Source organism: Zunongwangia sp. HGR-M22 (assembly GCF_027594425.1).
Classification (GTDB): Bacteria; Bacteroidota; Bacteroidia; order Flavobacteriales; family Flavobacteriaceae; genus Zunongwangia.
The window spans coordinates 2,527,226-2,552,288 of record NZ_CP115159.1 but is presented as its reverse complement, the minus strand read 5'-3'; the positions used below and the strand labels follow the sequence as shown (position 1 = coordinate 2,552,288).

At 34.3% G+C, this 25,063-nt stretch carries 28 protein-coding genes and 1 other RNA gene; 14 read left to right on the top strand and 15 right to left on the bottom strand.

What is annotated here, in order from left to right; all coding sequences use genetic code 11:
- Window positions 1-67: 67 nt before the first annotated feature.
- Together PBT91_RS11225 and PBT91_RS11220 are read left to right on the top strand one after the other, a co-directional pair.
- The gene (locus tag PBT91_RS11225; protein WP_270058558.1) at window positions 68-274 is read left to right on the top strand and encodes a hypothetical protein; all 207 of its coding nucleotides are present in this window, start codon (window positions 68-70) and stop codon (window positions 272-274) included.
- Entirely contained in the window at window positions 271-828 is a 558-nt protein-coding gene (locus PBT91_RS11220; protein ID WP_333474177.1) for a Smr/MutS family protein, read from the top strand. Before PBT91_RS11225 ends, PBT91_RS11220 begins: the two co-directional genes overlap by 4 nt.
- Window positions 829-838: 10 nt before the next feature.
- On the opposite strand, the gene PBT91_RS11215 is transcribed toward PBT91_RS11220, so the two are convergent.
- The gene (locus PBT91_RS11215) at window positions 839-1,879 is read right to left on the bottom strand and encodes a hypothetical protein (RefSeq protein ID WP_270058557.1); all 1,041 of its coding nucleotides are present in this window, start codon (window positions 1,877-1,879) and stop codon (window positions 839-841) included.
- Between the two features lie 89 nt (window positions 1,880-1,968).
- On the opposite strand from PBT91_RS11215, the gene PBT91_RS11210 reads away from it, so the two are divergent.
- Window positions 1,969-3,117 (top strand): cysteine desulfurase family protein, encoded by a 1,149-nt coding sequence (locus PBT91_RS11210; protein ID WP_270058556.1) that lies wholly within the window; start codon window positions 1,969-1,971, stop codon window positions 3,115-3,117.
- Window positions 3,118-3,180: 63 nt separating this feature from the next.
- Here PBT91_RS11210 and PBT91_RS11205 read toward each other — a convergent pair whose 3' ends face one another.
- Entirely contained in the window at window positions 3,181-4,875 is a 1,695-nt protein-coding gene (locus PBT91_RS11205; RefSeq protein ID WP_270058555.1) for a M23 family metallopeptidase, read from the bottom strand.
- Between the two features lie 183 nt (window positions 4,876-5,058).
- Here PBT91_RS11205 and PBT91_RS11200 point away from each other — a divergent pair, with 183 nt between their 5' ends.
- From PBT91_RS11200 to rny, 4 genes are all read left to right on the top strand, one after another.
- Complete coding sequence (locus PBT91_RS11200) at window positions 5,059-5,349, top strand: hypothetical protein (RefSeq protein ID WP_270058554.1); 291 nt, start codon at window positions 5,059-5,061, stop codon at window positions 5,347-5,349.
- Between the two features lie 6 nt (window positions 5,350-5,355).
- On the top strand, window positions 5,356-5,649 hold the full coding sequence (locus PBT91_RS11195; RefSeq protein ID WP_270058553.1) for a cell division protein ZapA: 294 nt from the start codon (window positions 5,356-5,358) through the stop codon (window positions 5,647-5,649).
- Between the two features lie 52 nt (window positions 5,650-5,701).
- Window positions 5,702-5,818: non-coding RNA, 6S RNA (gene ssrS / locus PBT91_RS11190), on the top strand.
- Between the two features lie 50 nt (window positions 5,819-5,868).
- The gene (gene rny, locus PBT91_RS11185; protein WP_270058552.1) at window positions 5,869-7,452 is read left to right on the top strand and encodes a ribonuclease Y; all 1,584 of its coding nucleotides are present in this window, start codon (window positions 5,869-5,871) and stop codon (window positions 7,450-7,452) included.
- Window positions 7,453-7,533: 81 nt separating this feature from the next.
- Here rny and PBT91_RS11180 read toward each other — a convergent pair whose 3' ends face one another.
- Entirely contained in the window at window positions 7,534-8,490 is a 957-nt protein-coding gene (locus PBT91_RS11180; protein ID WP_270058551.1) for an aldo/keto reductase, read from the bottom strand.
- Window positions 8,491-8,575: 85 nt separating this feature from the next.
- A complete protein-coding gene (gene xerD / locus PBT91_RS11175) occupies window positions 8,576-9,484 on the bottom strand; it encodes a site-specific tyrosine recombinase XerD (protein ID WP_270058550.1) in 909 nt (302 codons plus the stop codon).
- A 116-nt stretch (window positions 9,485-9,600) separates the two neighbouring features.
- Between xerD and PBT91_RS11170 the strand changes: the two genes are divergently transcribed.
- The 4 genes from PBT91_RS11170 (at window position 9,601) to PBT91_RS11155 (ending at window position 12,244) form a co-directional block, all read left to right on the top strand.
- Window positions 9,601-10,206, top strand: coding sequence for a porin family protein (locus PBT91_RS11170; protein WP_270058549.1), 606 nt, complete (start codon window positions 9,601-9,603; stop codon window positions 10,204-10,206).
- Between the two features lie 183 nt (window positions 10,207-10,389).
- Window positions 10,390-10,941: an outer membrane beta-barrel protein gene (locus PBT91_RS11165; protein ID WP_270058548.1), complete on the top strand. Its 552-nt coding sequence runs from the start codon at window positions 10,390-10,392 to the stop codon at window positions 10,939-10,941.
- 76 nt (window positions 10,942-11,017) lie between these two features.
- The gene (gene aroQ, locus PBT91_RS11160) at window positions 11,018-11,431 is read left to right on the top strand and encodes a type II 3-dehydroquinate dehydratase (protein WP_270058547.1); all 414 of its coding nucleotides are present in this window, start codon (window positions 11,018-11,020) and stop codon (window positions 11,429-11,431) included.
- 87 nt (window positions 11,432-11,518) lie between these two features.
- Entirely contained in the window at window positions 11,519-12,244 is a 726-nt protein-coding gene (locus tag PBT91_RS11155) for a diphthine--ammonia ligase (protein WP_270058546.1), read from the top strand.
- A gap of 181 nt (window positions 12,245-12,425) precedes the next feature.
- Here PBT91_RS11155 and PBT91_RS11150 read toward each other — a convergent pair whose 3' ends face one another.
- Together PBT91_RS11150 and PBT91_RS11145 are read right to left on the bottom strand one after the other, a co-directional pair.
- The gene (locus tag PBT91_RS11150; RefSeq protein WP_270058545.1) at window positions 12,426-13,124 is read right to left on the bottom strand and encodes a LytR/AlgR family response regulator transcription factor; all 699 of its coding nucleotides are present in this window, start codon (window positions 13,122-13,124) and stop codon (window positions 12,426-12,428) included.
- On the bottom strand, window positions 13,121-13,939 hold the full coding sequence (locus PBT91_RS11145; protein ID WP_270058544.1) for a sensor histidine kinase: 819 nt from the start codon (window positions 13,937-13,939) through the stop codon (window positions 13,121-13,123). The genes PBT91_RS11150 and PBT91_RS11145 overlap by 4 nt, the downstream gene beginning before the upstream one ends.
- A 194-nt stretch (window positions 13,940-14,133) precedes the next feature.
- Between PBT91_RS11145 and PBT91_RS11140 the strand changes: the two genes are divergently transcribed.
- Window positions 14,134-15,306, top strand: a complete 1,173-nt coding sequence (locus PBT91_RS11140) for a metallophosphoesterase (protein WP_270058543.1) — start codon at window positions 14,134-14,136, stop codon at window positions 15,304-15,306.
- Window positions 15,307-15,425: 119 nt separating this feature from the next.
- Here PBT91_RS11140 and lpdA read toward each other — a convergent pair whose 3' ends face one another.
- The 5 genes from lpdA to PBT91_RS11115 all read right to left on the bottom strand — a co-directional run bounded on the left by lpdA (window position 15,426) and on the right by PBT91_RS11115 (window position 19,359).
- Window positions 15,426-16,817 (bottom strand): dihydrolipoyl dehydrogenase, encoded by a 1,392-nt coding sequence (gene lpdA / locus PBT91_RS11135; RefSeq protein ID WP_270058542.1) that lies wholly within the window; start codon window positions 16,815-16,817, stop codon window positions 15,426-15,428.
- 169 nt (window positions 16,818-16,986) lie between these two features.
- On the bottom strand, window positions 16,987-17,547 hold the full coding sequence (locus tag PBT91_RS11130) for a hypothetical protein (protein WP_270058541.1): 561 nt from the start codon (window positions 17,545-17,547) through the stop codon (window positions 16,987-16,989).
- A 23-nt stretch (window positions 17,548-17,570) separates the two neighbouring features.
- On the bottom strand, window positions 17,571-17,966 hold the full coding sequence (gene msrB / locus PBT91_RS11125; protein ID WP_270058540.1) for a peptide-methionine (R)-S-oxide reductase MsrB: 396 nt from the start codon (window positions 17,964-17,966) through the stop codon (window positions 17,571-17,573).
- Between the two features lie 8 nt (window positions 17,967-17,974).
- Window positions 17,975-18,463, bottom strand: coding sequence for a peptide-methionine (R)-S-oxide reductase MsrB (msrB, locus tag PBT91_RS11120; RefSeq protein WP_270058539.1), 489 nt, complete (start codon window positions 18,461-18,463; stop codon window positions 17,975-17,977).
- 26 nt (window positions 18,464-18,489) lie between these two features.
- Window positions 18,490-19,359 (bottom strand): alpha/beta fold hydrolase, encoded by an 870-nt coding sequence (locus PBT91_RS11115; protein ID WP_270058538.1) that lies wholly within the window; start codon window positions 19,357-19,359, stop codon window positions 18,490-18,492.
- Between the two features lie 126 nt (window positions 19,360-19,485).
- Between PBT91_RS11115 and PBT91_RS11110 the strand changes: the two genes are divergently transcribed.
- Both PBT91_RS11110 and PBT91_RS11105 read left to right on the top strand, forming a co-directional pair.
- Window positions 19,486-20,310, top strand: a complete 825-nt coding sequence (locus PBT91_RS11110) for a M48 family metallopeptidase (protein ID WP_270058537.1) — start codon at window positions 19,486-19,488, stop codon at window positions 20,308-20,310.
- Window positions 20,311-20,373: 63 nt separating this feature from the next.
- Entirely contained in the window at window positions 20,374-21,693 is a 1,320-nt protein-coding gene (locus PBT91_RS11105) for an MFS transporter (RefSeq protein WP_270058536.1), read from the top strand.
- A gap of 316 nt (window positions 21,694-22,009) precedes the next feature.
- On the opposite strand, the gene PBT91_RS11100 is transcribed toward PBT91_RS11105, so the two are convergent.
- Genes PBT91_RS11100 through PBT91_RS11085 form a run of 4 tightly spaced genes read right to left on the bottom strand, consistent with a single transcriptional unit; the run spans window position 22,010 to window position 24,975 of the window.
- The gene (locus tag PBT91_RS11100; protein WP_270058535.1) at window positions 22,010-22,744 is read right to left on the bottom strand and encodes a head GIN domain-containing protein; all 735 of its coding nucleotides are present in this window, start codon (window positions 22,742-22,744) and stop codon (window positions 22,010-22,012) included.
- Between the two features lie 54 nt (window positions 22,745-22,798).
- Entirely contained in the window at window positions 22,799-23,890 is a 1,092-nt protein-coding gene (locus PBT91_RS11095) for a hypothetical protein (RefSeq protein ID WP_270058534.1), read from the bottom strand.
- Window positions 23,871-24,428, bottom strand: coding sequence for a DUF4179 domain-containing protein (locus PBT91_RS11090; protein WP_270058533.1), 558 nt, complete (start codon window positions 24,426-24,428; stop codon window positions 23,871-23,873). Before PBT91_RS11090 ends, PBT91_RS11095 begins: the two co-directional genes overlap by 20 nt.
- On the bottom strand, window positions 24,418-24,975 hold the full coding sequence (locus tag PBT91_RS11085) for an RNA polymerase sigma factor (RefSeq protein ID WP_270058532.1): 558 nt from the start codon (window positions 24,973-24,975) through the stop codon (window positions 24,418-24,420). Before PBT91_RS11085 ends, PBT91_RS11090 begins: the two co-directional genes overlap by 11 nt.
- Between the last annotated feature and the right edge of the window lie 88 nt (window positions 24,976-25,063).

Sequence of the window (25,063 nt, the reverse complement as noted above, 5' to 3'; positions counted from 1 at the left end):
AATAGTCTATTTATCTTTTTAATATACGGAATTTTTAGAAATTTAGACGAAAGGAAGAAAAATGAAGATGAAAAATAATAAATCTCAAATACTTAATACTCTTGTTATTATAGTGGGTGGTGTCTTATTAATATATGGGATGTCAGTAAATGATAATCCTCCTTACTCAAAAATTTTTGGGATTATAATTTTAATGTTCGGTCTTTATCGTGCAACACAATATTGGTCTGCCACTAAAGATGATTATAAAAAAGAACAAAAGGAACAGGAATGATGATTTTGAAACAGGGAGATGTAGTTCATGTTCTCGATGATGATATCGAAGGAGTAATTGTAGAACTTTCAGGTAGTGTCGCTACAATAGAAACGACAGACGGTTTTCCTATGAGTTTTGAATTGAAGGATTTAGTAAAGATCGAGCGGAATAACGATCCTTTGCTGGATGTAGAGCAAGAGGTTATTCGTAGAGCCTTAGAAGAGAAAGAGAACTTCAAAAAGAACAGGAAAAGAACTATTTCTAAGAAAAAGGAAAAACAAATTCCTGCAATGGAGGTAGATCTTCACATAGAGAAATTACTACCTTCAAAAAGAGGACTATCTAATCATGATATTCTTACAAAACAAATTGATACCGCACGTGGGCAGCTAGAATTTGCGATTAGAAAAAGAATTCAGCGTATTGTTTTTATTCACGGAGTGGGCGAGGGTGTTTTAAAAGCTGAATTAGAGTATCTATTTGGTAGATATGATAATGTAAAGTTTTATGATGCCAATTATCAGCAATATGGTTTAGGCGCTACAGAAGTATATATTTTCCAAAACGCCTAATCCATAATTTTTAATCTTCAACAGTATCGGCTGGATTTTCTTCTTCGCTATCTTCTTCAGAATCTGTATTTCTTAGATAAGTTTTATTGAATGAAGAATTGAAAGAACCCATATTGTAATCTCTGTTCGTATTGATATCTGGAGAATTTCCGTTGCTATCTTTTAAGCTAAATCCAGAAATAATAACTTCAGTGATAATCTTTCTATTGATACGATTTTCGATATACGTCGGATTATTTCCAAATTCTGAGTAAAATTTATTTAAAAAGTTTAGATCGCCTTCATCTCTATAATTTAATGGATTTAGAATCTGCCCTTCATCTAAATTTTCTAAATCGCTTTCGTCTACTTCGTTTCTGGTAGGTACACCATCACCATCATCATCTGCATCTAAGTAATTAGGCGTTCCGTCAACATCTTTATCAAAAAAACCGTTATCTTCCCAGTTTCCTTCCTCGGGATCAACTTCAAGCCTGGTTGGTACATTATCACCATCATCATCAATATCTAAATAATCGGGAATTCCATCGCCATCTGTATCCTGCATTTCAGAATCTGATAAATTTGGATCATAGCCTTCCATATTATTTGGTACGCCGTCGCCATCGGTATCGGCATCATTATTATCATTAGAGAGATCGCTATAAGCAACGCGAATGGTCACCGTTCCCGCATCTCCGCTTACAAATTCCTGCAGCACTTTAGGCTGGCTGGGAGGAACATTAGAGCAAAAATAATCGTTAGAGATAGCACCATCATATATTCTATATATAAGTCTATTATTGCTGTTTAAATTAAAAGTATATCCATCTTCATTAACTTCTGTAATCAAAAGATTGCTAACACTATCGTTTATAGCGCCAGTAGCATCCAAAATAAGGGAAAGACTTTCGTAAACGCCGTCATTGTTGGTAGCATAAATTACCTTTTGCTCTAAACCGCAAACGCTAAGGGTAGCATTTTTAATAGCAAAATCGGTAACCACAATATCGCCATCATCACAAGAGTACAGTAATAATATAAGGCTTAGCAATCCTAATGTCTTTTTCATAAAGAAGATTTTGGGCAAAAATAGAAGTTTTATAGATTTTCAACGGAGCTTCTTTAAATTTATTTTAAATAGCCTTACCTTTGCGCACCATGGAAAAAGTATATTTAGACTCTGCCGCTACGACCCAAATGCGCCCCGAAGTTATTGAGAAAATAACCGAAGCGATGCAACAAAATTATGGAAACCCTTCATCTACCCATAGTTTTGGTCGGTCTGCTAAATCGTTAATCGAGAAAGCTCGTAAAACCATCGCAAAACAGTTAAACGTTACAGCTGCTGAAATTATTTTTACTTCAGGAGGAACTGAAGCTGATAATTTAGCACTTAATAGTGCTGTTCGAGATCTTGGTGTAAAAAGAATAATAACTTCGAAAATCGAGCATCATGCTGTTTTATACTGTGTGAATCAGTTGCAAGATTGTTTTGATGTCGAAGTTGAATATGTAAAACTAACTAATGAAGGTGAAATTGATCTTGAAGATTTAAAAAATCGCCTTAATTCTTCTGAAGTGAAAACCTTAGTTAGTTTAATGCACGTGAATAACGAAGTAGGAAACAAACTTGATATCAAGAAAGTTGCTGAAATGTGTAAAGCACATAAAGCCTTGTTTCATTCAGACACTGTACAATCTATTGGACACTACGAAATAGATCTACAGGAAGTTCCCGTAGATTTTACAGCAGTTAGTGCACATAAATTTCACGGTCCTAAAGGAATTGGCTTCGCTTATATTCGTAAAAATAGCGGTTTAAAACCACTAATCTTTGGAGGAGAGCAAGAACGTGGTTATCGCGCTGGGACCGAAGGTTTGCATAATATTGTTGGTTTAGAAGAAGCTTTTAAATTGGCTTATAAAAATTTAGAAGAAGAAAAAGCGTACACCACAAGCTTAAAATCTCATTTTATTGACGCTCTTAAAAGTGAAATTCCCGGAGTGAAATTTAATGGGAAAAGTGGGGACTTAGATAAAAGTACATATACACTTATTAATGTAAATCTTCCTGTAAGCGAAGAAAAAGCTTTGATGTTGCTATTTCAACTAGATTTAAAGGGTATCGCTTGTTCTAAAGGAAGTGCTTGCCAAAGTGGAAGCGACAAAGGTTCGCACGTTTTAAATGCATTTTTAAGTGAAGAAGATTTAAAAACACCTTCCATACGTTTTTCATTTTCAAAATTTAATACCAAAGAAGAAATTGATTACGTGGTGAAAACCTTAAAAGAATTTATAGAATCTTAGTTTATTTTTTTAATAAAATAAAAAGCCTCGCCATTTGCGAGGCTTTTTTTGTTAATTTAAAGATCAATTTTTTCTGAAAAACTTCGCTTCATAGATGTTAACATTACCTACATTATCAGTGACGATAAGTTTAAAATTATTCTCTGTTTCTGTAACCACACCGTCAGAAAAATCGTGAGTTAGCGTATTGTTTTTATATTCATATTCCATCAAAATAAACTTTCCGTTTACCGTGGCCCTATATCCTTGGATACCAGATAAGTCGTCACTAATTTTTACCTTTAGCGTACTATTACTCGAAATCCACTGGCCATCACTAAAATTAACTGGCCTGATGGATGGTGGAGTAACATCTGCAACCAATGTATATTCGCCAAATGTTCTGGTGCCGGTTGTAAAGCGAGTCGGTTTTTTATAGGTTGTAGAATAGCTAGGCCTACCATAGCTGTTTATTCTTGCAATAAATAATTTTTCTTTTTCAGCTTCAGGTATATCACTAACATCAAAACCTATAGTCATATTTTTGTGCAGCGGCACATCGTCATGATGTACTTTTACCGTATCACCCATAAATTTAATATCTAAAAATGTGTCATAGTACAATGCATTTTTAGGAATGTAAATATCAATACCGTTTTCTTGTATAGAAAAAGTTTCGTTGTAATTGGTAAAATAGTCGGTAGTTTTGTCATCTTTTGGGGTGATTTCTCCAGCAAAACTTCCTTTGATAGGAATTCTAATCGTTTTAGAATTCCCTTTAAAATCGGTAACTTCAACTACATAATTATAATCTAATCCATCTTCAATTTCTAATTTTCCTTCATTCACCACACCATTATAAATGCTAAGCGGATTATTACTTTCTTTGAATAACTTCTGAACTCTTTTTCTGTGATTCGAGTAGTATTCATAATCAATTAAAAAATTAAGATATCTACTTTCTCCAAATGAAATGCGCTGAAAGTCAAGATTAATAACGGGAGAACCATTAAGACTTGCTTCAATTTTATAAACTCCGTTTTTGTTTGGAGCAAGACTTTTTTGGTCTACTGTAGAAATACCAAAACCAATTTCTCCACAAGCTTCTAGTGTATTTGTAGTGTAAGAGCCATCATTTTGCGGGATCAACCTCAATTTTTGTCGATTTGCTGAATTATTCACATGTGCTCCTTCACCTATTGGATATGCAAAAAGACCATCTACAATGGGATCTCGATTATCTTCAATATCAATTCCAAACATTTCAGGATTCATTGGTCGTTGGCTACCATCACGAATCTCAAAATGAACATGTGGGCCACCACTTCCGCCGGTATTTCCGCTAAAAGCAATTAACTCTCCCTGTTCAACAGGCAATTCGGCAGGTTCAGGAAAAAGTTCGATTTCATAAGATTCTTTGTTATACTGTCTTTCTTTAAGATAGGCTTCGATTTTTGGAGAAAGCTTCTTTAAATGCCCATATACAGTAGTATAGCCATTGGGATGCTGAATGTAAAGTGCCTTCCCATAACCATAATGCTGGATTTTAATTCGACTAACATATCCTTTTGCTGAAGATTTTACCTCTAATCCCTGTCTTCCCTGAGTTTTAATATCTAATCCTGCATGAAAGTGATTGGAACGAAGTTCACCAAAAGTTCCTGATAATATTAATGGGATATCGAGGGGTTTTTCAAAATAATCTTGGGGTACGTTATCAACCTGCGCATAGGTTGCCAAAGAAAATAAGCCAATAAAAAGAATAAAAAATTGCTTCATAAATCGTCTAAATACATTAAATTCTACTCGCGTAAAGGTAATCAAACTTCATGCAAAATTAAATCACTATAATTTAGAATGTTAGGAATTACAAGGCTTAAAAAAGAAAAATGAAATAAAAAATCATTGCAAATTTAAAACGGTATGTTAACTTTGTAAGGATTAGTATCGAGTTTGGCTTTTATGAGTGATATCACCGAAATAGTTGATAATCTTGAGAATAGGATTAGTAAATTGCTGCATAGGCACGAATTGCTAAAGCAGGAAATGCAGTCTATACAAGAGGAAATGACAGCGGTGCAATCTGAAAATACCTGGTTAAAAGGAGAGTTAGAACGTTCTAATAACCAGATTAAAGATCTAAAAGCAGCAAATGCGATGCTTGGCAGTAATGATTACAAGAAAGAAACTAAGCTCAAAATAAACAGTCTTATAAGGGAGATCGATCAATGTATCGTTCAGTTATCTGAATAAATGTAGATGGAAGACAAGCTTAAAATAAAAATTTCGATTGCAGATAGGGTGTATCCCTTAACTATAGATCCTCGTCAAGAAGAAGGATTAAGAAAGGCTGCGAAAAAAATCGAAGCAATGATTAAGCAATTTGAGAAAAGTTATGCCGTTAGGGATAAGCAGGATGTATTGGCGATGTGTGCATTACAATTTGCAGCCCAGACGGAACAAAAAGATATAGATAAAAGTGAAGAGATGCAAAAAGCAGAAGATAAGTTAAGATCGCTTAACGATTTGTTGCAACAGCATATGGCTTCCTAAACGTTCTTTAAATAAAATAAGGTTACTGCCTGTATTAGTTATATTTTGATAAACTCAACAGATAATTCTTTAAAGAGGGTGAGTCTAAGTTGTAAAAGCGCGCCGTTCCCGTAAGGGACTACGGATTCTTGATCAGCTTGTTAGCCTTAAACTTGATTTTAAGGAGTTTAATACAAAACAACTACTAATACAGGCTTTTTTTATATATAAACATAACATATGGAAATAGTATTAGCGATAGTTGGAATTATAGTAGGCTTAGGTATAGGTTTTGCCATAGCCAAATCTTTAGAAAAGAAAAAAGCCTCTGCAACAATTAAAGAAGCTCAAGATAAAGCGGCAGGAATTTTAAAGGAAGCCAAGAGCGAAGCAGAAAGCATTAAGAAAGATAAAATTCTTCAGGCTAAAGAAAAGTTTATCGAATTAAAGTCTGAGCACGAAAAGGTAATTCTTGCCAGAGACAAAAAAATTGGGGATGCAGAGAAGCGAACCCGTGATAAAGAATCTCAGGTCTCTAGTGAACTTTCTAAAAATAAAAAATTAAATAAAGAATTAGATACCAAAAGTAAAGAGCTAGATAGTCGAATAGCAGATTATGATCATCGTAACGAATATCTTGAAAAGAAGCAGGAAGAAATCGATAAGCTTCACAATAGTAAAGTGCAACAATTAGAAGTAATCTCTGGATTATCTGCAGCTGAAGCTAAAGATCAATTAGTAGAAAGCTTAAAAGATGCTGCAAAGGCTGATGCTATGGCTTTAATACAAGATACTGTAGAAGAAGCTAAACTTACCGCACAGCAGGAAGCCAAAAAGATTATCATAAACACTATCCAAAGAATAGGAACTGAAGAAGCGGTAGAAAACTGCGTTTCGGTTTTTAATCTTGAAAGCGATGATGTAAAGGGTCGTATTATTGGTCGTGAAGGCCGAAATATTAGAGCGATAGAAGCTGCTACTGGTGTAGAAATTATTGTAGACGATACTCCTGAAGCTATTATTCTTTCTTGTTTTGATTCGGTGAGAAGAGAAGTTGCAAGACTTTCTTTGCATAAATTAGTAACCGATGGTCGAATTCACCCGGCAAGAATTGAAGAGGTAGTTAAAAAGACGAGAAAACAAATTGAGGAAGAAATTATCGATATAGGTAAACGTACCGTTATCGATCTTGGTATCCATGGTTTGCAACCAGAATTAATAAAGATGGTAGGACGAATGAAATATCGTTCTTCTTATGGTCAAAATTTATTACAACACTCGCGTGAAGTTGCTAAACTTTGCGGTGTGATGGCTGCTGAATTGGGGATTAATCCAAAACTAGCAAAAAGAGCAGGATTATTACACGATATTGGTAAAGTGCCTGAAACCGAAACTGAAATTCCTCACGCTATTTTAGGAATGCAGTGGGCAGAGAAACATGGAGAAAAGCCTGAGGTTTGTAACGCTATTGGAGCACACCACGATGAAATTGAAATGAATTCTTTACTTTCTCCTATCGTACAGGTTTGTGATGCTATTAGTGGTGCAAGACCAGGAGCTAGAAGACAGGTTCTAGATTCTTATATTCAGCGTTTGAAAGATCTTGAAGAAATTGCCTTTGGATTTGGTGGCGTTAAAAAAGCGTATGCAATACAAGCAGGTAGAGAGTTGCGTGTGATTGTAGAAAGTGAAAAAGTGAACGATGAAAAAGCAAGTAATCTATCTTTCGAAATTTCACAGAAAATTCAAACAGATATGACTTATCCGGGACAGGTTAAAGTTACCGTAATTCGTGAAACAAGAGCCGTAAATATTGCAAAATAAGGTTGGAAACCTAATTTATATGAAACAAAAAAATCCCCGATAATTCGGGGATTTTTTATTTATGATATTTTCCGAAGAAAATTAATCGTCGTAAATGTTGGAATATGAATTTCCTTCGGTCACAAAAAACTCTCCTGTTACATATCTAAAATGATCGTCTAATTTATCGATTTCAGCAAGATCTTCTTTATCCAATTGGTAACCAGAGCTAGCTAGATTTTCTTTAATTCTACCTTCATTTGTAGATTTAGGAATCACCGCAGTTCCTCTCTGCACTGCCCAATTAATTAAAATTTGTCCCGCTGAAGCTCCATGTTTCTTGGCGATTTTTACAATAGTAGGATTTTCTAATAAGCTTGGCTCATTTTCGCCTTTCATCGCTTCAGAACGATCACCACTTCCTAATGGAGAATAAGCAGTTACATTGATCTTATGATTACTGCAAAATTCTAAAAGTTTATTTTGGTGTAAATAGGGATGTAATTCTACTTGTAAGGCTTCAGGTTTTTCATCGGTTTTGCCAATAAGGTCTTCCAGCTTATTTGTACTGAAATTAGAAACTCCAATATGTTTTACTAGCCCTTGTTTTTTAGCTTCAATCATGGCTTCCCAAGTTTCGATAATTGGCACTTCTTCCAAAGAATAATATTGTTCATCTTTTTCAGGAAAACCAATTCCTTTTTTAAAAGCTACCGGCCAGTGGATTAAATAGAGATCTAAGTAATCTAATTTTAAATCGCTTAAGGTTTGCTTTAAAGCGGGAATCACGTCTTCTTTCTTATGAGAATCATTCCATAATTTAGAGGTGATCCAAAGATCTTCTCTTTTAACTTTACCTTGGTTAAATACTTTTTCAAAAGCTTCACCTACTTCTGCTTCATTTCCATAGGTTGCAGCGCAATCAATATGTCTATAGCCATTATTTAAAGCTATTTCTACAGCCTTGGCAACTTCTCCTTTACCAGACTTCCAGGTTCCTAAACCAATTGCTGGTTGTTCATCGCCGTTCTTATATTTTAACGTTCGTAATGGTTTCATAATAATTTCTTTTTTTCGAAATTAAGAAGAGAAATGACCAATATGAAGTGTATAGCGTGTTTTAGCAGAAATTTAATATCGTTTCTTAACCTTGGTTAATTTTCTTAGGATGAAATTTTTCAAGCACTTCACGCAAATAAGTTCGATCTACGTGCATATAGATTTCTGTTGTTGTTATGCTTTCGTGACCTAGCATTTGCTGAATAGCTCTTAAATCTGCCCCGTTTTCTAAAAGGTGAGTGGCAAACGAATGTCTAAAAGTGTGCGGACTTATTTTTTTATTAATATTTGCTTTTGCAGCCAGCTGTTTTATTATGGTGAAAATCATTGCGCGGGTAAGTTGCCCGCCGCGCCGGTTTAAAAAAAGTGTATCGGCCGCTTCATCTTTTATCTTTTGATCTGGTCTTACTTCATCTTTATAAATATTGATGTATTTAATATTATAATCTGAAATAGGTACGAAGCGTTGTTTGTCCCCTTTACCGGTTATTTTTATAAAACCTTCATCAAAAAATAAATCTGAAATTTGCAGATTTGTAAGTTCAGAAACGCGTAAACCACAACCGTATAAGGTCTCGATAATTGCGCGGTTTCTTTCGCCTTCAGCCTTACTCAGATCAATAGCAGCAATCAACATATCTATTTCTTCAACAGAGATAGTAACTGGTAGTTTTCTTCCAATTTTTGGCGCTTCTATAAGATCGGTAGGATTGTCTTCTCTGTAATCTTCAAATATCAGATAATTAAAAAAACTTTTTAATCCAGAAATGAGTCGTGCACGAGATCTTGCATTTAGCTCTTTTGCTATCTCATATAAAAATAATTGTAAGGTTTCTTGATCGATTGTAAGCGGTGTGCTAGAAATACCTTTAACTTTTAAAAAGCTTATTAATTTAATCAGATCTAATTCGTAGCTATTAATTGAATTAGCTGAAAGTCCGCGTTCTAACTTTAGATAGGTAAGGTAATCCTTTAAAATATGCTCCCATTTCATGTGTTAAAGATACAATTTTGGCTCATTCAACCTTAATAATACTTTAGGCTTTGCTAAGTTTTCTTTAAGAATCCCATCATTACATTTGCGCCATAATCAAAAACAAAAATGTTATTATGAAGAAGTCAATTTTAGTAATTGCAGTATTATTATTTGGAGCGACAACAATGAGCGCTCAAGAAGCTTGGAATTTTGGTATTAAAGGTGGGGTAAACTTTGCTAACTTTACTGGAGACGATTTTAGTTCAGATAACTCTAGAACTAGTTTTAATGTAGGTGTATTGGCAGAAATTCCAATTGCAGATCGTTTTTCTATTCAGCCAGAGGTTTTATATTCTGGACAAGGGTATGAAATTTATGAAAATGATCAATCTAATTTCTTAGATGTTGATGATAACGTAGAATATCAATTAGATTATGTAAGTGTTCCTGTTTTAGCTAAAATTTATTTAGTAGATGGTTTAAGCATACAGGCAGGTCCTACTTTTAATTGGAAAGTTAATGAAGAAATTGATTACGAACCAACACAAGATGGTGGGGATATCGATAATCCTTACCCAGGAGCTGAAGACTTTGAATTTGGTGGAGCAGCAGGTCTTGAGTACAAATTCAATAACGGATTCTTTATCCAAGGTAGATATACTTATGGATTCTCTGAAACTTTTGAAGATCTAGATATCCACAACTCTGTAATCCAAGCAGGTGTTGGATTTATGTTCTAAGAGAATATAAAAAAGCTGACTAACTAACTAGATTATGAAACTAAGCGGAAGATTTTTCTTCCGCTTTTTTTTGCATTCTCAAAATAATCAAATATTCCCAAAAAAAATAGTATAAATTTTACGGTTAAGTGTAAAACCAAACGATTTTTATATTAAAATTGCTTAATTTATAACTTAACTAAAATGAAAAAAATTTGCGTTATTTTAATCCTTTGTTTCTCAGGATTAGCGGTTTCGGCACAGGATGTCAAATTCGGACTGCAAGGAGGATTTACCAGCCTTAACGGGAAATCTTCAAATTCTTTAGAGAATATTAGTTATTCAGGAACCTCTTCCGGTTTTTATCTAGGAGGTCTGCTGAATTTTCAGCTTTCCGAGGCTATTCATCTTCAACCTTCGGTAAATTATGTAAATGCTGATGAAGAAAATTTACTAATGATTCCTGTGATCTTTCAATATTATATTGAAAATTCAGGATTCTATTTCTTAGGAGGGCCTCAGGCTACTTTAATGTTAAATCAATCTTCCATTAATGGAATAGATGTTTTTAAGGTTTTTGGTTTCGATTTAGCTATTGGAGCTGGTTATACTATAAATGAAAACTTTTTTATAGAAGCGAAATATAGCTTCGAGCTTACAAATAGATATAGTAGTGATATTCAAGATGCGGCAGGAAGTGTAGAGGTAGACTCTAAAATTAATGCATTTACGCTTGGTGTAGGTTACAAATTCTAAGACTTTATTTTGAGATACATATAGCGGAAAAAGATTTCCGCTTTTTTTATACCTTTACCTCACTAACTGCTTTTTTATGAAATTACTAATCATCAATGGGCCAAACCTAAATCTTTTAGGAACAAGAGAGCCTGATATTTACGGAAATCAAACTTTCAAAGAATATTTTGACGACTTACAAAGGAAGTTTGGTGATGTAGAACTTTCGTATTATCAAAGTAATATTGAAGGTGAGCTTATCGATATGTTACATGATGCCCGTAAGGAATTTGATGGTATCATATTAAACGCTGCTGCTTACACGCATACCTCAGTAGCTATAGCAGACGCCATAAAAGCGATCGAAACACCAGTTGTAGAAGTTCACATTTCTAATACTCACGCAAGAGAGGAATTCAGACATAAATCTTATTTATCTCCTGTGGTAAAAGGTGTGATTTTAGGATTCGGTTTAAAAAGCTACGATCTCGCGATCCAAAGTTTTCTGTAAAATCAGTCGAGATTCGATAATTTCAGCAAAAATTTTGATCAGTTTGTTTTCTTCCGCATAAAAGAAAACATCCATTTTTTATTCAAAATGAAAAAAGCCTATCTAAATTGGAGTAGCGGTAAAGACGCTGCTTTTTCTTTATATAAACTTCAGCAACAAGACGATTTGGAGATCGTTAAACTCTTTACTGCTGTTAATACCGATGTAAACCGAATTTCGATGCATGGCGTACGCCTTGAATTGCTCGATGCACAGGCTAAAAGTATTGGATTACCCTTGCAGCTAGCTGAATTTTCTGGGAATGTTTCTATGGAAACTTATAGTAAAGTGATGGAAACCGAAACTAAAAAACTAAAAGCAGAGGGTATCGATTTTGCCTGTTTTGGCGATATATTTTTAGAAGATTTAAAAGAATATCGAGATCAGCAATTATCCAAAATAGGTCTTAGCGGAGTTTATCCACTTTGGAAAAAAGTCACCAAAAAATTAGTAGAAGAATTTATCGAATTAGGCTTTAAAGCCGTTGTAGTTTGTACGAATGCTGAATATCTAGACGAAACCTTCTGCGGAAGAATAATTGATCATCAGTTTTTAAAAGACTTGCCTAATAATGTAGATCCCTGCGGTGAAAATGGTGAATTTCACAGCTTTGTTTTCGACGGACCAATTTTTTCTGAAACAATTAAATTCGAAATTGGTGAAAAAGTGTATCGAACTTACAAAAGAGTAGATGACGGTGAGGATAATTGTTTTACAGATGAAGATATCAACTGGGATACCGGATTTTGGTATTGTGATTTAATGCCGAGCTAGAGGTCTTTATTTAACTCGATGATCGAGATTAAATGCTCCGATCCCGATTCCTATGGCTATCGGGATGCCTCGAAATAAAATTATAATTTTCTAATACATGCCTCATGGGCTCGCGCTTATGTAGTTTTTTTGCTCCTATAATTTAGTGCTTTAGCAATATAATTTTGAGGATTGCTAAATGCTATTTTTGAATAAAAGTATCTACTGCAGTTTTGTAAATTTTCCCTATTGGAATAAAATGACTAGCTACTGCTATTCGATTGCCCTCTATAGAAGTGATTTTTCTTATAGCAACAACGAAGGATTTATGTACTCTCAGAAAATTTTGAGTATTTAATTTATCTATCATTTCAGAAAGTTTTTTTCGTACCATGATCTGATTTTCTTCAAGCATAATTTTGCAATAATTCCCTGCTGCCTGAATGTATAAAATATCATCAACCTTTACTTGTATGTGCTTTTTATCGCTATAGATAAAAATATACTCTGGTGCTGGATTTTGAGATACGGTATTGTTTAAATGATTTTTTGGAGCGTGCAATGCTTTATTTACTGCTTTTAAAAACCGTTCAAAACTGAATGGTTTTAAAAGATAGTCTGTAATGGCTAATTCGTAGCCCTCTAAGGCATATTCTTTATAAGCAGTAGTAACGATAACTTTTGGAGGATTTGCTAAGGATTTTAAAAAGTCAAAACCTTTTAATTTGGGCATGTTTAAATCCAGAAAAATTAAATCTACCGTATTATTTCTAAGAAATTCTAAAGCTTCTAAAGCGTCAAAACAATTTTTAGCCAATACTAACCCCGGAATTAAATCGCAATATTCCTGTATGATTTCATGAGCTATCGGCTCGTCATCTATTATCAGGTATTTTGTCATTTTTTTATTTGTAAAGTTGCTTTAAAAACTGAATCCTTATTAGTGATATTTAGACTATGTCTTTTGGGATAAGCTAGTAGTAATCGACGTTTTAAATTCTTTAGTCCAATTCCATCAGGTTTATTATCATCGCTTATTTCATAGTTATTTTTTACTTCAAAGTAAATAACATTATTCAAATCAGAAAGTTTAATAGAAACAAACGCTTTATCTCTTTTAGTATCTACACCATGCTTAAAAGCATTTTCTAATAAAGTGATAAACATTAACGGCATTAATTTATAGTTGTGATCAGCAATATTAATGTCTAGTTGAATATCTACTTGTTTATGGTATCTAATTTTATTTAACTCTATAAAACTTTCTAAATAATTTATTTCTTCACTAATACTAACTTCGGCCTTTTCTCCTTCATAAATGCTATACCTCATTAATTCCGATAATTTCAAAATAAGACTTTTTGCTTTAGCAGTATCTTTTCCTACAACTCCGTATAGATTATTCAGCATATTAAAAAAGAAGTGAGGATTTACTTGATTTTGAAGGTGCATTAGTTCATTTTTTTTCTTTTCTGTTTTTAAGACTGTAATCGATTTTAGTTGAATTACAAGCCAGATAAAACCAAAAACTAAAATTAAACTGTAGTAAATAAGTATCGAGAAGCTTATGAAATTTGGATAATCTTCAAGGAAAACTACTTGGTTATTTCCAAGAACTATAGTCTCATAAGTAAGGATAGTTAGTGGAACCAAAATCGATAAAACTACAATAGATTTTATCGCGAACAACTGCTTTGCGGTAATATTCTTAATCATGTTGCAAAATACTTAGATTATTGGTAACGACCTTAAAATAGTGATCAAGCAGGTTTATCATGGTTTGAACTTAGATATTTTGGTGATAAAATACTTAGTCACTATTTAGCAACAGCTTGTCACATTTTTTTCATCACTTAGTAATTGGTAAGCAAATTTGTTTTCAGAAAACATATAAAATAATTAATTTAAAAATGAAAACACGTTTGGTTAGATATCTAAAACATGTAGGTTTTACAATGGCTTTTGTATTACTAATTTTAATCCCGTTTGGGATCTATGAAGGTGCGCAATTAACCTATGGACACAACCCTTCTCGTCTTAATTTTAACGGTGAAGGTCCTTATGCTTTTTATGAGAATGACAGTACGGTTAACGTAAAATACATACAAGGAAATAAGGATGATGGCTTTTATATTACAGCTAAGAAATATGCTGCTGCGGATAAAATTCCAGCTTCGGTATTTTTTCCATTGGATTCCTCTAGCTTCAATTTTACTATAAGACCGGCGATGACTTCCCCAAAAAGTATTTATAAAGACGATAAAAAAATTCTTGCAATCTCTGATATCGAAAGCGGTTTTAATGCTTTTAGGAATTTCTTAATTCAGAATCAGGTAATAGATAGCAATCTAAAATGGATATTTGGAGGGAATCACCTTGTTTTACTAGGAGATTTTGTAGATCGAGGCTTTTCTACAACACAGGTATTGTGGTTTATTTATAAGCTGGAACAGGATGCAGAAGAACATGGAGGCCAGGTACATTTTATACTCGGTAATCATGAATTAAAAAATATGTATGGAGATCATCAAGCGTCTTCTTTAAAATATACTTTTGTCGCGTCGATGATTGATAAGACACAATCTCAACTTTATAGCCGAAAATCGGTTTTAGGTAATTGGTTAGCTAGTAAAAATACCATAGAATCTATAAATGGGAATATTTTTGTTCATGGAGGGCTTCATCCAGATCTTGCGGAACTTGAGATGTCTATCCCTGAAATTAATCAGTATTTAAGGTCTACTTATTATAAAGCGCCGTATCCAAAGGTTGATAAAGATGAAAAAGAACTTTTGATTTCATCTAAAAAAGGAATAAGCTGGTATAGAGGTTACTTTAAAGAGGATCTTAGCCAGAAGGAAATTGAAAGACCTTTAGAAAAATTCAATGCTAAAGCGGTTATCGTGGGCCATACACCACAATTTAAAGTTAAGAAATTCTACGAAGGAAAAGTATTTGCGATTGATGTAAAACATGCCAAGGATTATCATAAAAATTGGCCAGATTATGATTCTGAGGGTTTAATGATTTTAGGAAACAACTATTATAGAGTGAAAGAAAGTGGAGAACAAATAGCTCTCTAGTTTAGAGAATTTCGAAATATAGCATAAACTAAAAAAGCCCTGAAAATCTTGTTTTTCAGGGCTTAATTTTTTTAGATTAAAGACCACAAGTCTATAATCTGAAAATCTAATACTAAATTTTAGATATGGATTACTTCATCGTAAGCAGCAGCAACAGCTTCCATAACCGCTTCACTCATTGTTGGGTGAGGGTGAACTGTTTTTAATACTTCATGTCCTGTAGTTTCTAATTTTCTACCAAGAACCGCTTCAGCAATCATATCGGTAACGCCGGCACCAATCATGTGGCATCCTAACCATTCGCCGTATTTTGCATCAAAGATTACTTTTACGAATCCGTCTGATTTTCCGGCAGCTTTTGCTTTACCAGAAGCAGAGAATGGGAATTTACCCACTTTAATTTCGTAACCAGCTTCTTTAGCTTGTTTTTCAGTAAAACCAACTGATGCAATTTCAGGAGTAGCGTAAGTACAACCAGGAATATTTCCGTAGTCTAATGGTTGTACATTCATTCCTTTAATTTTTTCAACACAAATAATTCCTTCCGCAGAAGCAACGTGAGCAAGGGCTGGACCATGAACAACATCGCCAATAGCGTAAATTCCGTCTTTATTTGTTTTATAAAAATCGTCTACAACGATCTTATCTTTATCGGTTTTGATCCCTAATTTTTCAAGACCAATATTTTCGATATTTGTTTTAATACCAACTGCAGAAAGTACAATATCAGCTTCTAAAGTTTCTTCTCCTTTTTTGGTTTTTACTTTAGCTTTAACGCCTTCACCAGAAGTATCAACGCTCTCTACAGAAGAGTTGGTCATCACTTTAATTCCGGCTTTCTTAACGCTACGCTCAAATTGTTTAGATACATCCTCGTCTTCTAAAGGCACCAGGTTTGGTAAGAATTCTACGATAGTCACCTCGGTTCCCATTGAGTTATAAAAATGAGCAAACTCAACACCAATCGCACCACTACCCACAACGATCATTTTCTTTGGTTGCTTGTCTAAAGACATAGCCTCACGATATCCGATAACTTTTTTACCGTCTTGTTTTAGGTTAGGCAGTTCGCGAGAACGAGCCCCTGTAGCTACAATAATATGGTCGGCAGAATATTCTGTCTTTTTATCCTTAGCATCGGTAACTTCAACTTTTTTACCAGCCTTAAGTTTACCATAACCATCGATAACATCGATTTTGTTTTTTTTCATAAGGAACTGTACGCCCTTACTCATACCGTTAGCAACGTCACGACTTCTTTTAATTACAGCACCAAAATCCTTATCTGGATTCTCTAATTTTAAGCCGTAGTCTTCAGCATGTTTAAGATAGTCAAAAACCTCTGCACTTTTAAGCAGTGCTTTTGTAGGGATACATCCCCAGTTTAGACAAACACCACCAAGGTTTTCTTTTTCCACAATCGCCGTTTTAAAGCCTAATTGTGAAGCACGGATTGCCGTAACATAACCACCCGGGCCACTACCTAAAACAATGATATCGTATTTACTCATATTTAGATTTTTTTATACAAAAAATAGTTCCTGCGAATTTACGGAATAATCCCTTAACCGAAAAGTTTTGAAGTTGTGGGATTGGCTAAAAGTTTTTGGGATTTCTTCTGAAATAAAAAAGGCTTTATCTAAAAAGATAAAGCCGTTGAGTTTTAAAATATAAAGAAGCTTAATTAGCCATTTTTATATCTGAAGTTTTAAGATTCAATTCTTTCATTACTGCATTATAGTTAGCAATATCAAGTTCATTGTGGGAAGCTAAATAGTCTGAAGGAACAACAACTACTCTAAAGATTTGATTATTGGTGTAATCTGTACTAAGGTTACTTAAATCAAAATTTCCTTCAATAATGATCTCTACATCTGACGGAGTATGATTGTAAACATATTGAATTGTTCCATCGTTTAGAAAGAAATTTTGAGGTATTAAACTCCAGGTATCTATAAAATTCCCGTCATTATCTTGAATTTCTCGATATCGATAAACTAAAACCGCATCAGCTTCAGGGTTTATTGTTTGCACATCATCTGGAATTATAATTACCCTTGAATAACTATTCGTGTCATCATAATAATCAAAAGTAATTTGCTCTTCTAAAGTATAAGCTAATCTGTCAAGTCCATCTTCTCCCGGAGGACCTTGTGGTCCCTGTGGTCCTGGTTCACCATCATCAGAGCATGAGGTAAATAAAAATGTGGTTACAAATAATAAAGTGAATATCTTTTTCATAGTGGTTAATATTTAAAGGTTTTTTAATTGTTTTTAAAATCTATACTGGCCGAGTTTACACAATAGCGCTGCCCTGTTTCTGTAGGGCCATCGTCAAAAACATGCCCTAAATGACTTCCGCAGTTTGCACACAAAATTTCGGTTCTAATCATCCCGAAGGTTCGATCTTGTAAATACTCGATTTTCCCTTCAATGGCTTCATCAAAACTTGGCCATCCACAACCACTTTCAAATTTGCTATCACTTTCGAATAATTTCTCGTTACAAGCTGCGCATCGATACGCTCCATCTTCAAAATGTAAATTGTATTTACCGGTGTGCGGCGCTTCTGTTCCTTTTTTTCTTAATACTCGGTATTGTTCATCAGAAAGCTGTTCTTTCCATTCAGCATCCGATTTTTCTATATTGTATTTTTTCATTGCTAATTTTATTTGTTGGTTGCTTCAAAGTCCATAGCGACACCGTTTATACAGTGTCTCTTTCCGGTAGTTTCTCTTGGCCCGTCATTAAATACGTGCCCCAAATGACCGCCGCATTTTGCACAGTGAACTTCATCTCTTTGGTAACCTAACTTAGAATCAGATCCAAAAGCAACTCCGCCCTCGATAGCGCGATCAAAACTTGGCCAGCCGGTACCGCTTTCGAACTTGTATTTGTTTTCGTAAAGTTCGTTTCCGCAAGCAGCACAGGTAAACGTTCCGTTTCCTTTTACAGTTAATAAGTCACTAGAGAAAGGGCGTTCTGTAGCTTTTTTTCGAAGCACTTTAAATTCGGCATCTGTAAGTTCTTTTTTCCATTCACTTTCAGATTTAGAAATTTCAAATTGTTGCTTTTTTCGTGCTTTTTCTTCTTGAGCATTTCCCTTGCAACTGACAAGCGAAAAAGTCGCAAGCATTATAAATAGTAACTTTCTCATTGTTTTTATTTTGAAAGTTACAAAGATTATGCCGTGATGAACGTTGTGATTTTGTTAATAACAGTTGGATCTCCTAAAATTCGGCGATGGCCTAAGCCTTCAGTTAAATAAAGCTCGCTGCTTTTTAGTTGTTTATGGATTTCTTCGGCACACTGGTAATTTACATCAACATCATCTTTATCGTGAATCACCAGAGTTGGGGTAAAAACACTTTGTGCTGAAATTGCTCCGGAATAATTATCCATATCCTGACCAAATTTTTCGTCAAAATTAGACTTAAGCAGGTAGGCTACTTCTTTATCCATGTGTAGATTTTGGACAAATTCTTCAGTTAATTTAGTGATGCTATTCGCAGTGCCTATAATCACGGCTTTATCTGCAGGGAAACCTTCTTTTAGTGCCTTTAAAGTTGACATACCACCTAAAGAATGACCAATAATTGAATGAAATGGCCCAAATTCTTTTTTAAGGAAATGAATGGCTTCGATAAAATGTGGCATCATGCTCATTTTTCCGGGGGCTTTTCCATGCGCGGGAGCATCGAAGCTTAGCGTACTAAATCCCATTTTTAGCAAAGCATCTGCGATTTTAGAAAGTTGAGTTCCACGTCCGCTCCAACCATGAACTAATAAAACCTTTTTGTTGCTTTTTCCATATTCATAGACCACAATTTCTCTGTTACTTTTAGGTAGAATAACTTTTGATTGAATGGAATTTGAATCCATTTCTTTTTCGCGCTGAGGTAATTTGTATTTATGTGGAGTGAGAAATAATTTCCCTGCAAATTTACTTGCCAAGTAAGGGGACAGCCAGTTTAAAATCTTTCCGGTATATAAAAGATAGGTGGGGAGTAATAATTGCTGTACTGGAGTTTTATCTTTATGTTTCTTCGCCATGATTTAATGAGGATATGATGTTTAATTATTTCTTGTTTTCTCATATTTTATTTGTTAAATCCTACTTAAACAAATCTTTAAACAGGTTTCGCTTTTGTAATTTTAACAAAATTAATCTATTAAACTATGAAAATTAAGCAGTGGGTATTAGTTCTTTTTGCTGTTACTCTTACAGTAGTCGCTTGTAAGGTAAATCCTTTCACAGGAGAAAAGAATCTCAATTTTGTAAGTAATGATCAATTGTTCCCGTCATCATTTCAGCAGTACGACGCATTTTTAGATAGTAGTAATGTGGTAACGGGTACGGCAGATGCCAGAATGGTAAAAAGAATAGGAGATAAAATCAAAACCGCAGCAGAGCGTTATTTAAATGCGAATGGTTACCAAGGATTTTTAGATGATTTTAGATTCGAGTATAATCTTGTTCAGGATAATCAAGTAAATGCTTTTGCAATGCCAGGAGGAAAAACCGTGGTCTATACGGGTATTCTACCTATTACCCAGGATGAAACTGGTTTAGCAGTAGTTATGGGACACGAGGTGGCTCATGCGTTGGCAGATCATGGTGCACAACGAATGAGTAGAGCTCAAATACAGCAATTAGGCGCAGTTGCAGGAACCGTAGCATTAAGTGGAAAAAGTGAGCAAACTCAACAAATATTTGCCCAGGCCTACGGGATTGGATCTCAGGTTGGTGTAATGTTACCTTTTAGTAGAAGTCAGGAGGCTGAAGCAGATAGAATAGGTCTAACTTTAATGGCAATTGCAGGCTATAATCCAGATGAAGCAGCAGATCTTTGGAGAAGAATGCAACAAAATAGTGGAGGAGCTTCAACACCAGAGTTTTTAAGTACCCACCCTTCAAACCAAACAAGGATAAGTAATTTAGAGGCATGGGCTCCAGAAGCTAAAGCTGAAGCTAGAAAATATGGAGTAACCAGTTTCGAATAAAATTTTACAAATAAATAAATTGAAAAAGCTGCACTATTGGTGTAGCTTTTTTATTTTTAGTCCATGAAAAATCTTCGAAAAGGTAGCAAAAAGCTACTTAACGCATGGGCATTTTACGACTGGGCAAACTCGGTTTACAGTCTGGTTATCTCTTCAGCAATATTCCCCATTTTTTATGGTGCGCTTACAATTATAAAAGATGCTGAAGGAAATAAAATTGACGATGCGGTTCGTTTTCTTGGAATAGATTTTAATAACGATTCTTTAATTTCTTATGTAACTGCGGCTGCTTTTTTAGTAGTTTCTGGGCTTAGTCCTTTTCTTTCGGGGATTGCTGATTATGTGGGGAATAAAAAGAATTTTTTAAAATTCTTTTGTTATCTGGGCGCAATTTCCTGTATAGGATTGTTTTGGTTCGATTTGGATTATTTATGGTTTGGATTGCTATGTTATTTTCTAGCCCTAATTGGGTTCTGGGCAAGTTTAGTATTTTATAATAGTTATCTACCCGATATCGCTTTTCCCGATCAGCAAGATAAAATAAGTGCGAAGGGATTTTCCTTAGGATATATTGGAAGTGTAATCTTGCTAGTTCTTTGTTTATTGATGATCCTAAAATATGAGATGTTCGGTTTCGAAGATGAAGGTTTGCCTACCCGTCTTTCTTTTGTGCTAACCGGAGTTTGGTGGATAGGTTTTAGTCAGTATACTTATTATTATTTGCCAAAAGGAACAAAAAAAGCAAAATTGACCAAAAATGTATTATTTAATGGATTTAAAGAACTTCGGAAAATATGGAAATCCTTAAAACAAAATTTACAACTCAAAAGATATCTTATCGCTTTTTTCGTTTACAGTATGGCGGTGCAAACTATTATGCTTATTGCCACATATTTTGGTATTGAAGAATTAGACTGGGGAGAAAAGGATGCTACTACGGGGCTCATTGTAAGTATATTATTGATTCAGTTAGTAGCAGTTTTGGGAGCGACACTCACTTCTAAATTAGCAGCCAAGATTGGTAATATTAAAACACTAATTTTTATAAATATTATCTGGGTATTAATATGTGTGTATGCCTATTTTGTTACTACTCCCAATCAATTTTATGTAGCAGCAGCCAGTGTTGGCTTGGTAATGGGAGGGATTCAGTCATTATCTCGTTCAACTTATTCAAAGATGTTACCCGAAAATGCTATCGATACTGCCAGTTACTTCAGTTTTTATGATGTATCAGAAAAAATAGGTATCGTGATAGGAATGTTTATGTATGGTTTAATTGCTCAACTTACCGGAAGTATAAGAAACTCAATTTTATTTTTAGTCTTGTTTTTTATTGGCGGAATTGTTTTGCTGTTTAGAGTTCCGAAAATTAGTGAATAGAAATAAGATATGAGATCGCTGAGCTGTTAGAATATAGATTATAGAAAAGAGACGAGAGAAAAAAGAGTTGGGAATCAGGATTACATTAGTTTAATTCTGAATTCTATATGTCTTTGAAACAAATAATACCGATACACGGCACGATGATAAAATAGATAAAAATTAAGATTTTTAATTCACTGATTTTTTTGTTTTGGGGCCAAACGAATATATTAAATTGCTGTTTGCTAGATTTCATCCACAAAAAAGTCTCTTCTGTAATTATAGAAGAGACTTTTCGATTCAAAAACTAAACAATAATTATTTTTTAAGCCGATTAATATTTTGAAATATCTCCAGAGCCTGAAGTTTTAAAATTTTCCTTTGCGGGACTCCCTTTATATTCTATATCTCCAGATCCCGCAACTTTTGCGTTTAATTCTTTTTCAGCATAAACCATGATGTCACCAGAGCCAGAAACCTGTGCATTTACATAATTGGCTATTAGCTTAAAGGCTTCAAAATCTCCAGATCCTGTAACGCTGCAATTCAATTCGTTTGTCTGTCCGTCTAAAATTATATCGCCACTCCCTGTTACCGAGCCCTTAATTTTATCGGCTTCGATTTCCAGTTTTAGATCACCGCTTCCTGTTACCGATAACGAAAAATCTTTTGCGGTAATTTTGTCTTCTGTCCAAATATCTCCACTTCCGGTGATATATGCGCCCTCAAGATCTTTAAAAGGAACGGTGATCTTAATGCTTTTGTTTCGCGACGGACTAATATTTACTCCTTTTTCTACTGAAATTTTTAGCGAGCCGCTTTTAACTTCCGTAGAAATATATTCCTGAAGATTGCTTTCTGCTTCAATCGTTAAATCACCTTCATTTCCTCGTACTAATACGACATCCATAAAGCCTACTAGGCTCACTTTGTCGTAGTCTGAAGTTTTTCGGGATTTAGTGACAACTTCTCCGTTGCCTTTAATGTTCTTGTTGCTGCTCCACCATTGTGCGTTTGCTGAGGTTATTCCTAAAAATAAAGCGAATGCTGCTAAAATTGATTTTTTCATGATTTGATTGATTAATGGTTATGCCAACTTGGCTTTATTGATTTTATTTAAATTTTATCTTACTTTTTGAAAACTTACACTTCCGTAACTTGTTGAAATATTTATCGAATTTCGGCTATTTTGATTGCCGTAATATCCGGAAATATCTTTGCTGGTATTGCGATCATGCCGCTTAGTGATCTCTAAATCTTCGGTTCCTTTAACGCCGCCATAAGAAGTTTGTACATCGAAAACAAAATCCATTTCGGCATCGTAACCTAGGCGTATTCCTGCATAATCTGTATCGATGTAAACGCTTTCTAATCCGTTTATTAATTTTTCAATAGTTATCGAGCCATAATCCTGATTGATATTTAGAGAACCGAATACACGACCAATTTTAGTACTCAAATAATCCCCGTCTGCATTTAGATGTTTTACTTTATCTATTCGAATACTGCCATAATCACAATTGAATTTTAAGCGTGATACCTTTTCGATATTCGAATCACTATAATCTGCACTTACTATTAATTCCTCGGCTTCTTCAATAGTAAAACCAGAATAATCGGCATCGATTTCTGCAGAACTTATATATCCAAAATGGCAGTTACGGGTGTAATCGAAATTTAATATATTCCTTCGACCTCTTAACTCGCCAATATCTATTTTACCATAATCACAAGAAATATCGGTATTGCCAAGAACCTTATCGATATAGATGGCACCATAATCGTTGTCGATTACCATGTCATGATTTGCAGGTGCTTTAATAACATAATTAATCTCCATGTTTACATTATTATTGCTGCTAAACAATCCGCTCCACCAGGATCGATCTTCTTTTTGATAATGTGTTTCAGCACTTACGAGATTTCCGCTTTGATGAAATTCTACTGAAATATCGTCTAATTTGTTCTGAACACGTTCCAAATCATTACCACTCGTTTTTATGAATACCTGGATTACAATTCGATTTTCGTTCCAGGTAGAAATATCAACATTTCCGTAGTTGTTATTAATGTCTAAGATGCCACTTCGAGAAACTTTAAATTCTTTTTTAATGGTCTTGTCTTTAGTATGCTTAGCCACTAAATCGTTACTTGCAAAACTTACTAATGGTAGCAAAAATGCAAGCAAAAACAGTTTATATAATGTTAGTTTCATTTTCTTGTGTCTTTAGTTGTTTTATAGTTTGAATCTGGTCTAGAACCTGATTTAGCAATTCAATTCTTTGCTGAAAATTGTTAATCATCGCATAGATTACTCGTTGATCCTGCCCACTTTCTAAAAGATCTTTTTTTAATTTTTTGTATTCTTTTTCTAAGTTTTCCATTTGCACCAATGCATCATTAATGATCTTATTGGTTTTTGGACTACGTTCTCCTTCCAGTGATTTCAGCTCTCTTTCGATAAGCATGCTATAGAAGTCTTGCGTTTCTTTCATTTTTGGTGAAACAGCTGCTAAACCACTCTCTTTACCAAAAACCGGAGAAGAAAATACATTTCCAAAAGCAAGGAATGCGATAATTAAGGCCGCAGCAATGCTACTTATGGGAATCCAAAGCTTTCTAAGTTTTCCTGTTTTAGGAGCTTTATTTTTGGTGTTGAGCTTTTCTAAAAATCGATCTTCGTGATCTGCGTTAGGTTCAGCAATATCGAAGTCTAATTCTTTTAAATCCTCAAAAAAATCATCATTTTTCATCTTTCATCATTTTTTTTCTTAAACTTTCTTTAGCTCTAGAAATGGTAGTTCTGCAGTTGGCATAAGAAATATTTAAAATATCTCCTATTTCTTCGTAATCATAACCTTCGATTAGATGCAACGTAAGGCAGATTCTGTAACTTTCTTTTAAATCTTGCATTGCCTCTAAAACCATTTTTACTTTTTTATTTTGAGTATCGGTAGTTGTTATCCCTTCATTTTCTTCGGTTTCGTTTTTTAGATAATCCTTATAACTTACTTCTTCGTATTTCGACTTTTTATTGTGCGCATTAATACTATTATTAACGACAATTCGCTTCAGCCAGGCGCCAAAAGAAGCTTCAGCTTTAAATTGATCGATTTTCTCAAAAGCATTCAAGAAAGACTCTTGCATGATATCCTCCGCCTCAGCGCTATGATGCACAATTCTCAAAGAGGTATTATACATGGCTTTGTAATAGCGATTATAAATCTCCATTTGTGCACGTTGGTTTCCTACTCGGCATCCATTTACAAGATCTTCAATATGTGTGATGGTTGGTTGCAAAAATTATCCTGTTTCTAGTATAAAGATAGAATAGGATTTGATTTGTTACACTTTTAGAAAATGTTTTACAAAAAAATATGATGGCATA